Origin of the sequence: Microbispora sp. H10949 (assembly GCF_014161435.1) — a bacterium.
Classification (GTDB): domain Bacteria; phylum Actinomycetota; class Actinomycetes; order Streptosporangiales; family Streptosporangiaceae; genus Microbispora; species Microbispora triticiradicis.
Genome location: NZ_JABBWZ010000015.1, coordinates 156,820 through 167,541 on the forward strand (window position 1 = coordinate 156,820; position 10,722 = coordinate 167,541).

The following is a 10,722-nucleotide window of genomic DNA, read 5'->3' on the forward strand; positions in this document are numbered from 1 at the left end:
TCACGCTGGTGCGACCCCGGGTTTGCGGGCACCGTCAAACCAGCTGACGTCCTGCCAGTCGTCCGGAGCATCCCTCACCTCTCGCACCAGAGGTATCTCCGGCACGTTGCAGTTCGGTCACACGTGCGCGAGTCGGGCGTCACACACGCAGTCCCGCGTGCCAACCCTAAACGCCCAGATAGGCACTAAAACCCCCTTTAGCGTACATTCACCGTGAGAGTGCGAGCCCTTGACCGGCGGAGTCGGTGGCACCCCCTCCCCGGTCCCCTTATCACGATGTCCTGGGCTACCGTTGACCAGTCGCAGCCACGTCCGGTGCGACAGCCGTCCCACCGACCTCCATCCAATAGAGTCACTGCCATGAGCCAGCCGGAATCCGCGGTCGCGGAGGCCCAGGGTGGCGGCCGAGCCCCGGAGTCGCTGGCCGCGCTCGCGGAGCGTCACGGACTGCGACGCGCCATCGCACGCCCCAGCATGCCCGCCTACCTGCGCCAACTGTGGGACCGGCGGCACTTCATCCTCACGTACGCCACGTCGCGCAACGTCTCGAAGTACTCCGAGTCGATGCTCGGCCAGCTCTGGCAGGTGCTGACGCCGCTGCTCAACGCCGCGGTCTACTGGCTGATGTTCGGCGTGATCCTCGGGCAGAGCAAGTCGATCGTCAACTACCCCGCGTTCCTCATCACCGGGGTCATGGTGTTCACCTTCACCCAGCGCACGGTGATCAGCGGGGCCAAGTCGATCTCGTCGAACCTGTCCCTGATCCGCGCGCTGCACTTCCCCCGCGCCTCGCTCCCGCTCGCGTACACCATGCAGGAACTGCAGCAGCTCGGCTACTCGATGGGCGTGCTGCTCCTGCTGGTGCTCGTCACGGGGGAGCCGATCACCTGGCTCTGGCTGCTGGTCCCGGTCACGCTGGCGATGCAGACCGTGTTCAACATCGGCATCGGCCTGTTCATGGCCCGCGTCGGCGCGTTCATGCGGGACATGAACCAGCTCCTGCCCTTCATCACCCGCACCTGGCTGTACGCCTCCGGCGTCTTCTACGCGATCGACGACAAGACCCGGGAGCTCCCCGACTTCCTCCGCTGGGCGCTGGAGTTCAACCCGGCGGCCGCCTACATCGAGTTCATGCGCGACCTGCTGATCTACCAGCGTTTCCCGGAGCGCTGGGCGTGGGTGACTTGCGTATTCTGGGCAGTGTTCGCGGTGATCGTCGGCTTCTGGTACTTCTGGCGGGCCGAGGAGAGGTACGGCCGTGGCTGAGCTGACCAAGGAGCAGGAGCTGTCCCAGGTGGCGCCCCAAGACCCCAAGACGCAGACCCCCTCCGAGACCCGGGACCCCGAGTCGCCCGACTCCACGACCGGGACGCCGACCGTCATCGTCGACGACCTCCACATCGTCTACAAGGTGTACGGCTCGGCCGGCGACGCCGAGAAGGGCAACGCGGCCAACGCGCTCATGCGCCTTCTCCGGCGCCAGGGACGGCCGCAGATGAAGGAGGTCCACGCCGTCAAGGGCGTGAGCTTCGTGGCCCACCACGGCGACGCCATCGGCATCATCGGCCGCAACGGCTCGGGAAAGTCGACCCTGCTGCGCGCGATCGCCGGTCTCCTGCCCCCGCACAAGGGCGCCGTCTACACGAACGGCCAGCCCTCCCTCCTCGGCGTCAACGCGGCCCTCATGAAGGAGCTGACCGGCGAGCGCAACATCATCCTCGGCTGTTACGCCATGGGGATGACGCCCGCCGAGGTACGCGAGAAGTACGACGAGATCGTGGACTTCTCCGGGATCGGGGAGTTCGTCCAGTTCCCCATGTCGACCTACTCGTCCGGCATGGGCGCCCGGCTCCGCTTCGCCATCTCGTCGGCCAAGACGCACGACGTGCTGCTGATCGACGAGGCGCTCGCGACCGGTGACCGCGAGTTCAAGCGCAAGAGCCAGGACCGCATCAAGCAGATGCGCCAGTCCGCCGGCACCGTCTTCCTGGTCGCCCACAACCTCGACGTGATCGAGGAGACGTGCAACCGCGTGATATGGCTGCACAAGGGGAAGATCAGAATGCAGGGCGACCCCCAGGAAGTCCTGGAGGCGTACAACAAAGCCTGAGAGAAACGGAGGGGTGAACGTGCCGACGCCGCCACCGATCCCGTACGACCACCTGCCCGAGGTGCCCGCGCTGACCGTCGAGAGCGACGACGTGCGGGACGGCGAGAGGCTCCCCGAGGCCCACGTGTTCGACGACTGGGGCATGGGCGGGCAGAACGTCTCCCCGCACCTGCGCTGGTCGGGCGCCCCCGAGGGCACCCGGAGCTACGCCGTCACCTGCTACGACCCGGACGCCCCCACGGGCAGCGGCTTCTGGCACTGGGTGCTGTTCGACATCCCGGCCTCCGTCACCGAGCTGCCGGCGGGCGCGGGCAACGGCCCCGACTTCAAGGGACTGCCCGAGGGGGCCAGGCACGCCCGCAACGACTTCAGCACGAAGGAGTACGGCGGCGCGGCGCCCCCGCCCGGACACCCGCACCGCTACCTCTTCGCCGTGCACGCGCTGGGCGTGGAGTCCCTCGGCCTGGACACCGACGCGCCGCCCGCCGTGGTCGGCTTCAACGTCACGGCCAACACGCTCGCCCGCGGCCTTATCGCACCGGTGTACGAAACCTGATGCCACAGGGCCCGGCGTTCCACTATGATTCGAACGGAGATTCGACATAGCGGAGGGCCGGGATGAGCGACCTCGCGTCGGCGATCGACAGTCTCGCCGCCGAAGACCCCTCGGAGCTGCCCGTCGGGCTGATCGCCGAGCAGCTCATCGATCTGCACTGGCAGATGGCCCGCCTGCAGGCCCAGATCGCCAGGCGCACCTACCTGCGCGCCTCCTCCGAGTCGCCCAACTAGCACCCCTCGCCGGGACGCGAACGGCCGGCACCCTCACGAGGTGCCGGCCGTTCGTCGTGGCCGAAGCCGGAATGTTCGATTCCTGGGTCAGTTGCCGTACCCGCGCACCCGCCCCGTCGGGACTGCGCCGGACACCAGGCCCGGTGCGGACGACACGGCGCCCGACAGGGCCGCGTCGGCGGTGACAGCCGCGGAGGAGGCCAACCGGGACGTCGCGGCGGTGGCCGCACCGGCTCCCCGCGCCGGCACGCTCGTGGTGGTCGCGGCGACCCCGGCGACCGCGCGGACGTCCGCGTTCACGCGGGCCGCGACGTCGGCGGTCACCGTACGGGTGCTGCTCGTGTCGGCGCACGGAACCAGCGTCAGCAGGCCGCCCGCGCTGCCGGCGGTCGCCGCGGCGGCGCCGTTCAGGTTGAGCAGCGCCTTGAGCCTGGCGGTGACGTCGAGCGCGGCGCTGACGTCGGCGCCCGCGGCGGCGACGGCCGCCGCCGAGGCATCCACGGCGTCGGCGGCCCGGCCGGAGGTCGTGACGACCGGCCGGCCGACCTGGGCGGTGAGAGCCGCGACGGCCTTCGCCTTGGCGCGCACGGCCGCCTCCACGGTGGCCCTGGCGTCGACGACCGCCTGCAGGGCGGCGCGCAGATGCGCCTCCAGGGTGGCGATCACGGCCGCGTCGACGGTGATCGTCGCGTCCGCGGCAGCGGCGGCCGCGGCGTCGACAGTGGCATCGACTGTGGCGTCCGCCGTGATGTCGGCGGCGATGTCGGCCGCGATGACGGCCGCGGCGTTGATCTGCGCGTTCGCGGTCGCGGTGAGAGCGGCCGTGGTCGTGCCTGCGAGGTCCGCGACGGCGACGAGGTCGGCCCGGAGCGCGGCGGTCACGTTCACCGCCACCTGGGCGGCGGCGTCGGCCTGCGCGACGGCGCCGCTCGCCGCGGCGCTCGTGCCGCTCGCCGCCCCGCTCGTCGTGCCGGCCACCGCGTCGGCGACCACGCCGGCCCGCAGGTCGGCCAGCAGGCTCGCCACCGCCGCGACCCGGGTGTTCGTGCACTTGACCGCGCACCCCTCGGCCTGCGCGGGCGCGGCGAGCATGCCGGCGACGCCGATTGCGACGGCGACGACGGCTGTCCTAACCAGTCGTTTCATTTGACTTGCCCCCGGTTCATATTCCTTTTCACGAGAGTGGGAATGACGAACCCAAGAACCCCCGTGCGTCGGCGGGCACGCCGACAAAGACGTCGGCATTTCTATCACCGCGGTTCGCGCCGGAAGGCCCATCGAGGTGGGGGATCCAGGCAGGACGACGCGCCAGAAAAATCGGGATATCGAGCATCGGACGACCACTTCACGGTCGCCCCAATCCCCGCGCAGCAGAAAGCTACGGTAAACACCGCGCCCGGTCGCGGCGGTGAATTTTTCCGCTCGCTTTTGGCGACGCGCGCGTGGCGCCCGTGACGCGCACCCGGCGGGCGCCGGCCCGCGGCCCCTGGGACTCCCTGCTCCCGACTGGCGCTATCGCGACATATCGCGTTAGGAGTTAGGCTGTCGGGGTGACCTACCTCACCCCGTACGCGGGCGACGATCCCGCGCAGCGCGCCTCCGACGCCGACCGCGACAGGATCGCGGCCGTGCTCGGCGAGGCGCTGGCCACCGGCCGCCTGACGAGCCTCGAACACGCCGACAGGCTCGACTCCGTCTACCACGCCGTGACGCTGGGCGAACTCGTGCCACTGATCAGGGATCTGCCGGACGTGTCCGGCCAGACGTCCGCGCTCCCCACGGACCGGCTCCGGATCTCGGCGGTGTTCAGCAAGATCATACGGCGCGGACGTTGGATCGCCGGGCGGCACACCGAGCTCAGCGCCGTCTTCGGAGCGCTGATCGTCGACCTCGACGAGGCGGTCCTGCCCGGCCGGGAGGTGACGCTTGAGGTGAACTCGTTCTGCGGGAAGATCATCATCACCGTCCCCCCGGATGCCAGGGTGATCGACCAGGGCGGCACCGTGTTCTCCAAGCGCGCGATCAGCGGCGGGGACGGCGCCGAGAACGGCCCGCTGATCCGGCTCACCGGCAACGCGCGCTTCGGCAAGATCGTGGTGTACCGGGGGACGCGCCGCTGACGGCCTACGATTCGGCCATGCAACCCACCGGCCGTACGCTGCCCGTGGCCCTGGACGCCATGGGCGGCGACCACGCGCCCGGCGAGATCGTCGCGGGAGCCGTGCGGGCGGTGCGCGAACGCGGCGTGCCCGTCGTGCTCGTCGGCCATCCCCGGGTGCTCCACCAGGAGCTGGCCGGGCACGACGCGGTCACCGAGATCCCCATCGTCCGCGCCGAGGAGGCCCTGGCGATGAACGAGGGCGCGCTGGCGAGCCTGCGGCGCCCGCGGTCCAGCATCGCCGTCGCGTGCCATCTCGTCCGGCGCGGCGACGCCTGCGCGGTGGTGTCCGCCGGGTCGACCGCCGGCGTCGTCGCCACGGGACGGCTGCGCCTGCGGGCCCAGCAGGGCGTCGTACGGCCCGCCATCGCGGTCGGCCTGCCGACGCTTCCCCAGCCCACCGTGCTGCTCGACGCGGGGGCCACGGCGGACGCCAAGCCCGAGATGCTGGTGCAGTTCGCCCAACTCGGGGTGGCGTACGCGGAGGCCGTGCTCGCCACGCGGCGTCCGCGCGTCGGCCTGCTCACGATCGGAGCCGAGGCCGAGAAGGGCAACAAGCTCGCCAAACGCGCGCACGAACTGCTCGTCGCCACCCCCGGCATCGACTTCGTCGGCAACGTGGAGGGACACGACCTGCTCACCGGGAAGGCCGACGTCGTCGTCACCGACGGGTTCACCGGCAACGTCGCGCTGAAGACGGTGGAGGGCACCGTGCGGTACACCTTCGACCAGTTCAGGGAGGCGATCGCGGACAGCCGCCTGGCCCGGCTCGGCGGGATGCTGCAGCGGGCCCGGCTACGCGAGCTGGCCGGCCGGCTCGACCCCGAGGCGCACGGCGGGGCCGTGCTGCTCGGGCTGAACGGCACGGTGGTGATCGCCCACGGCTCGTCGCGGGCCCGCGGGGTCGCCGCCGCCTGCGAGCTCGCGGCCCGCCTGTCGGCCCAGGGCGTCGTCGCCAGGATCGGCGAGCGGATCGCCGCGGGCAACCGGTCGCACCGCCGCCGCTGACCATGCGGACGACCGCCGGACGGACGGCGGGACGGCCGCCGATTTCGGCAGGCGGGCCGAAGTCGCGCGCCGATAAGCTTGACGCATGACCGACCCGCAGCTCGTGCTCACCGAGCGGGTCCAGCAGGCGCTGGGCTCCGCCTTCGGTCCGGAGTACGCCACCGAAGATCCGCTGATCAGGCCCTCACAGTTCGCCGACTACCAGGCGAACGTCGCGCTCAGCCTGGCCAAGCGGCTCCGACGTGCGCCGCGGGAGGTCGCCCAGGCCATCGCGGGCCACCTCGACACCTCCGACGTGAGCGTCGAGGTCAGCGGGCCCGGGTTCCTCAACCTGACGCTGCGCGACGGCTGGATCGCCGAGCAGGCCGGCCAGCGGCTGCTGGACGACCGCCTCGGCGTGCCGCAGCCGGCTCCGCAGACCGTGGTCGTCGACTACTCGGCGCCGAACGCCGCCAAGGAGATGCACGTCGGTCACCTGCGCACCACGATCGTCGGCGACACGCTCGCGCGTACGCACGAGCACGTCGGCAACCAGGTGATCCGGCAGAACCATCTCGGCGACTGGGGCACGCCGTTCGGCATGCTCATCGAGCACCTCCTCGACATCGGCGAGGAGCAGGCGCTCGGCCGCCTGGCCGCCGGTGACGGCAACGCCTTCTACCAGGAGGCGCGGCACAAGTTCGACACCGACAAGGCGTTCGAGGAGCGCTCCCGCCGCAGGGTGCCGCTGCTGCAGGGCGGCGACCCGCCGACCCTGCGCCTGTGGCACGAGTTCATCGAGTACACCAAGCGTTACTTCAACAAGGTGTACCGCGCGCTCGGCGTCACGCTCACCGACGACGACATCGCGGGCGAGAGCAAGTACAACCCCATGCTCGCCGACGTCTGCGACGAGCTTGAGCGCATGGGCGTGGCCGAGATGAGCGAGGGCGCGCTGTGCGTCTTCCCGCCCGGCTTCACCGGCCGCGACGACCAGCCGCTGCCGCTCATCGTCCGCAAGAGCGACGGCGGGTACGGCTACGCCACGACCGACCTCGCCGCGATCCGCTACCGGGTCCGCGACCTCAAGGCCGACCGGGTCCTGTACGTCGTGGGCGCGACCCAGTCGCTGCACTTCCAGATGGTCTTCGCGGCGGCCCGGATGGCCGGCTGGCTGCACGACGAGGTGAAGGCGGAGCACGTCCAGATCGGCAGTGTGCTCGGCAGCGACGGCAAGATGTTCAAGACCCGCAGCGGTGAGTCGGTCAAGCTCACCGAGCTGCTCGAGGAGGCGGTCGTCCGGGCCGAGGCGGTCATCGCCGAACGCGGGTACGAGCCGGAGGCCCGGCGGCAGATCGCCCGCCAGGTCGGCATGGGCGCCGTCAAGTACGCCGACCTGTCGGTCAGCCACGACAGCGAGTACGTCTTCGACTTCGACCGCATGCTCGCGCTGACCGGCAACACGGGGCCGTACCTCCAGTACGCCACGGCCCGCATCCGGTCGATCTTCCGCAATGGCGGGATCGACCCGGAGTCGGTCACCGGCCCGATCGTGCTCGGTCACCCGGCCGAGCGGGCGCTGGCGCTGCAACTGCTCGGCTTCGGCACGGTGGTCGCCGCCGTCGCCGAGCTGTCCGAGCCGCACCGGCTCTGCAACTACCTGTTCGACCTCGCGCAGGCGTTCACCTCGTTCTACGAGGGCTGCCCGGTCCTCAAGGCCGAGGAGGAGTCCGTACGGCAGTCGCGCCTGGCCCTGTCGGCGCTCACGCTGCGCGTGCTGCTGCGGGGCCTCGACCTGCTCGGCATCGAAGTGCCCGAGCGGATGTGAGCGGCGTGCCCGAACCCGCTCCGGCGTGCCTAACCCCTCGTCAGCGCGCCGAGCGTCTAGTCTGGCGCGGGCAAGGGAGTGCCAGCCGATCCCTCGGGGAGCGATCCGCGTGAGCATGGACCTGACCACGAGTCCGGACCCCGGAAACGTGGCCGACGCCACGGAGTTGCACCGCTACGCCGAAGCGCTGCTCGTCAGCCTGGCGGCCGACGGCACCACGCCCGAGCTGCCGCCGGGCGTCACGGACGTGCCGGGATACTGGCTCGCGCCGGCGGTCGAGACCCTCGTGCTGATCCTGTCGGGCGCGGACGCGCTGGAGCCGCTGGCCCTCGCCTCCCAGCTGGACGAACGGCGCACCGCCCTGTTCCTGTGCCTCGCCCTCGCCGTCTGCGGCCAGGGCGACCGCATCCACGCGTCCTGGCTCGGCACCGCCTTCGGCGACCTCTCCGAGGACCACCCGGTGGCCCCCGGCCAGCGGGCCCTGTGGCTGGCCGCGGCGCGGGGGGCGTACGGGCCGGTCGGCAAGATCTTCGTGCTGCGCAAGCTGGACGCGGTCGACGTGCCGGCCACCGACGACCGCTGGCTGAAGGCCATCGTGCCCGGATCGCCGGAGACGTCGGTGCCCCCCTCCCTGGAGCCGTTCCCCGAACTGGCGAAGGTCGCCGAGATCGAGCGGTCCCTGCAGGCGTCGGTGACGCTGCAGCGCCTCCGTGAGCGCTGCGACGCGATCACCTCCACCCGGCAGCCGGGCGAGGTCACCAAGGTCGTACGCGGCACCGTGTGGGCCGACGACGAGCCGCTGGCCGTGCTCCGCACGCTGGTCGGGCAGGGCGGCCCGGACGGGCCGCTGAGCTCGCTCACCGGCCATCTGCTGCAGGACCTGCGCCCCGACGCCGATCCGCATCTGGCCGCGCTCGCCCTGCATGTCGCGGCGCCCGCCGTCCGGGCCGCCGCCGAGGCGCTTGTCGACGTGGTGCGCGAGCCCCCGCCGGACGCCCTGGACGTGCCGATCCTCGGCTATGCGGTACGGCTCCGGCCCGAGGGCCCCGACCAGGAGTCGATGGCGGCGGCCGAGCAACGCCTCGTCACCGAGTGCGTGCCCAAGCGTGCCCGGCCCTGGCCGGCGTACCTGCTCCTGGTCCTCGCCGCCGCCGTCTTCGCCTGGGGTTTCGTGGTCAACCCGCCGCTGGCCCTCGGCGGCCTGGTGATCGCCGCGGTGGGCGGTCATCTGCTGTGGCGGCACCGCATCCAGGAGCACTCGGACGTGCGGTACGTCCAGTCGCGGGCCGGGAAGCTCGGCGATCTCGCCGACAAGGCCGTCTGGGCCCTGCACGAATACGCCAGGGAGTCCGAGGAGCGGGCCTCCGTCGCCGCCCGCGACCTCAGCGAGATCACCACTCTCCTGCGCCGGGGCCCACGGGCCGCCTGACGCCGCTTCGCCGTACGAACCACGGGCCCTCTCCCGCTGTATGGGAGAGGGCCCGTCAGTCTGTCAGGCGCGTGTGGGGCGCCGGTTCAGGCGCTGGAGACCTCCACGTTCGCGGGGGTGATCAGGAACACCTTGTCCGCGATCCGCTCGATGCGGCCCTCACAGCCGTAGGCGAGGCCCGCGGCGAAGTCGACCATGCGGGTGGCCTCCGCGGTCGACATGCCCGCCACGTCCATCACCACCGTGTGGCCCTCGCGGAAGTGCCGGCCGATCGTCAGGGCGTCGTCGTACTTGTGCGGGCGGACCATGACGATGTGGGCAGGGTCGGCATTGGGCTGCCAACGCTTGGCGGCGCGCTCGGCCGCCGGCATCCAGTCGTCCTCGTACTCGTCCTCGTCGGTGTAGGCCTCGTCGTACTGCTCTGCCCCACCCAGGCCAAGGTAGCTTGCCACCTTGCGCACAGCCCCCATCGGCTCGTCCTTTTCCGGCTTGTCCTTTTCCGGGCTTGTCCCTACACACGGGACCGTAATCGACGATTCAGCGAACCCCCACCGACACGCCCGGCCGTTTAAGGGTTGTTGGTTGGATAATGTAGCGGCCGAGTGCGTATGTCTTCGTCGTCAATTCTGTTTCAGCCCTTCCAGGGTAACTCTCGAACCCGCCTACCCCACGGAACACTTCGCAAACATTTTTCCCGGTCATCAGGAAGGACATCGTTCCCTCAGTAGATCACAACGTACGCCGCCGATGAAGGGTTCCGGAAATAAGATCTTGCTGGTAGAGCCGCCGCCGGCGGGTGCCGGGAGCACGAATCGAACCGCCGGCCAAGATGATCGAATTGCGTGGCGGATGCCCCGCCCGGAGGCCGGGAATTCGAAATTCGAAAATATTTGCGATAGCGGTCGCGGCCTCCATACAGCCGAACGCGCAGCCCAGGGCCGGTCGGAAGGCCGCTGGTGATCCTGGGTTCGGTACCGGAGCCGATGACGTTGCCACACGAGAAGTTAGAGGCACACAGACGCCCATAGGTTCCCGGAGGGCCCGAACTTCCCGTCTTAGCCCCACATCCGGCCCTCACTCACCCACCGGCCCGTCACCGCAAGGCCCTCAGAGCACCGGCAGGCGCCGGCGAGGTCGGCCGGCGGTCGGACACGACGATCGCCCTGTCGACCCAGATCCCCTACCGCGTCGAACCTCTGCTGAAGGCCGCGGTCACACCGGACACACCGTGACGGCCGGTATTTGGGCACAAAAAAAGGGGGGTCATCCCAAACGGGATGGCCCCCCTCAAAAGATTGTCCGGCGGCGTCCTACTCTCCCACACCGTCCCCGGTGCAGTACCATCGGCGCTGGTAGGCTTAACTTCCGGGTTCGGAATGTAACCGGGTGTTTCCCCACCGCTATAACCGCCGTAACCCCAT

The 10,722-nt window shown here is 70.5% G+C and carries 10 protein-coding genes and 1 rRNA gene; 8 read left to right on the top strand and 3 right to left on the bottom strand.

Annotation, left to right across the window (positions count from 1 at the left end; translation table 11 throughout):
* Positions 1–360: 360 nt before the first annotated feature.
* The 4 genes from HHX40_RS32335 (at position 361) to HHX40_RS32350 (ending at position 2,899) form a co-directional block, all read left to right on the top strand.
* The gene (locus tag HHX40_RS32335) at positions 361–1,266 is read left to right on the top strand and encodes an ABC transporter permease (RefSeq protein ID WP_117409997.1); all 906 of its coding nucleotides are present in this window, start codon (positions 361–363) and stop codon (positions 1,264–1,266) included.
* Between the two features lies 1 nt (position 1,267).
* Positions 1,268–2,110: an ABC transporter ATP-binding protein gene (locus HHX40_RS32340; RefSeq protein ID WP_259403106.1), complete on the top strand. Its 843-nt coding sequence runs from the start codon at positions 1,268–1,270 to the stop codon at positions 2,108–2,110.
* 19 nt (positions 2,111–2,129) lie between these two features.
* Complete coding sequence (locus HHX40_RS32345; protein ID WP_182883598.1) at positions 2,130–2,666, top strand: YbhB/YbcL family Raf kinase inhibitor-like protein; 537 nt, start codon at positions 2,130–2,132, stop codon at positions 2,664–2,666.
* Between the two features lie 62 nt (positions 2,667–2,728).
* Complete coding sequence (locus tag HHX40_RS32350) at positions 2,729–2,899, top strand: hypothetical protein (protein WP_182883599.1); 171 nt, start codon at positions 2,729–2,731, stop codon at positions 2,897–2,899.
* An 87-nt stretch (positions 2,900–2,986) separates the two neighbouring features.
* Here the strand turns inward: HHX40_RS32350 and HHX40_RS32355 are convergent, their stop codons facing one another.
* Complete coding sequence (locus tag HHX40_RS32355) at positions 2,987–4,045, bottom strand: hypothetical protein (protein WP_182883600.1); 1,059 nt, start codon at positions 4,043–4,045, stop codon at positions 2,987–2,989.
* A gap of 404 nt (positions 4,046–4,449) precedes the next feature.
* On the opposite strand from HHX40_RS32355, the gene HHX40_RS32360 reads away from it, so the two are divergent.
* The 4 genes from HHX40_RS32360 to HHX40_RS32375 all read left to right on the top strand — a co-directional run bounded on the left by HHX40_RS32360 (position 4,450) and on the right by HHX40_RS32375 (position 9,301).
* Entirely contained in the window at positions 4,450–5,019 is a 570-nt protein-coding gene (locus HHX40_RS32360) for a DUF1707 SHOCT-like domain-containing protein (RefSeq protein ID WP_182883601.1), read from the top strand.
* A gap of 17 nt (positions 5,020–5,036) precedes the next feature.
* The gene (plsX, locus tag HHX40_RS32365) at positions 5,037–6,065 is read left to right on the top strand and encodes a phosphate acyltransferase PlsX (RefSeq protein ID WP_182883602.1); all 1,029 of its coding nucleotides are present in this window, start codon (positions 5,037–5,039) and stop codon (positions 6,063–6,065) included.
* A gap of 85 nt (positions 6,066–6,150) precedes the next feature.
* Positions 6,151–7,872 (top strand): arginine--tRNA ligase, encoded by a 1,722-nt coding sequence (argS, locus tag HHX40_RS32370; RefSeq protein ID WP_182883603.1) that lies wholly within the window; start codon positions 6,151–6,153, stop codon positions 7,870–7,872.
* A 115-nt stretch (positions 7,873–7,987) separates the two neighbouring features.
* Positions 7,988–9,301, top strand: coding sequence for a hypothetical protein (locus HHX40_RS32375; protein WP_182883623.1), 1,314 nt, complete (start codon positions 7,988–7,990; stop codon positions 9,299–9,301).
* Positions 9,302–9,387: 86 nt separating this feature from the next.
* On the opposite strand, the gene HHX40_RS32380 is transcribed toward HHX40_RS32375, so the two are convergent.
* Entirely contained in the window at positions 9,388–9,753 is a 366-nt protein-coding gene (locus HHX40_RS32380; protein WP_307800863.1) for a cell division protein SepF, read from the bottom strand.
* 845 nt (positions 9,754–10,598) lie between these two features.
* Positions 10,599–10,715 (bottom strand): 5S ribosomal RNA (gene rrf, locus HHX40_RS32385).
* Between the last annotated feature and the right edge of the window lie 7 nt (positions 10,716–10,722).

Excerpts from the sequence above, each read along its gene's own strand:
- HHX40_RS32335 (WP_117409997.1), top strand. The coding sequence starts at position 361 with ATGAGCCAGCCGGAATCCGCGGTCGCGGAGGCCCAGGGTGGCGGCCGA.
- HHX40_RS32350 (WP_182883599.1), top strand. The coding sequence starts at position 2,729 with ATGAGCGACCTCGCGTCGGCGATCGACAGTCTCGCCGCCGAAGACCCC.
- HHX40_RS32355 (WP_182883600.1), bottom strand. The coding sequence starts at position 4,045 with ATGAAACGACTGGTTAGGACAGCCGTCGTCGCCGTCGCAATCGGCGTC.
- plsX (WP_182883602.1), top strand. The coding sequence starts at position 5,037 with ATGCAACCCACCGGCCGTACGCTGCCCGTGGCCCTGGACGCCATGGGC.
- argS (WP_182883603.1), top strand. The coding sequence starts at position 6,151 with ATGACCGACCCGCAGCTCGTGCTCACCGAGCGGGTCCAGCAGGCGCTG.
- HHX40_RS32375 (WP_182883623.1), top strand. The coding sequence starts at position 7,988 with ATGGACCTGACCACGAGTCCGGACCCCGGAAACGTGGCCGACGCCACG.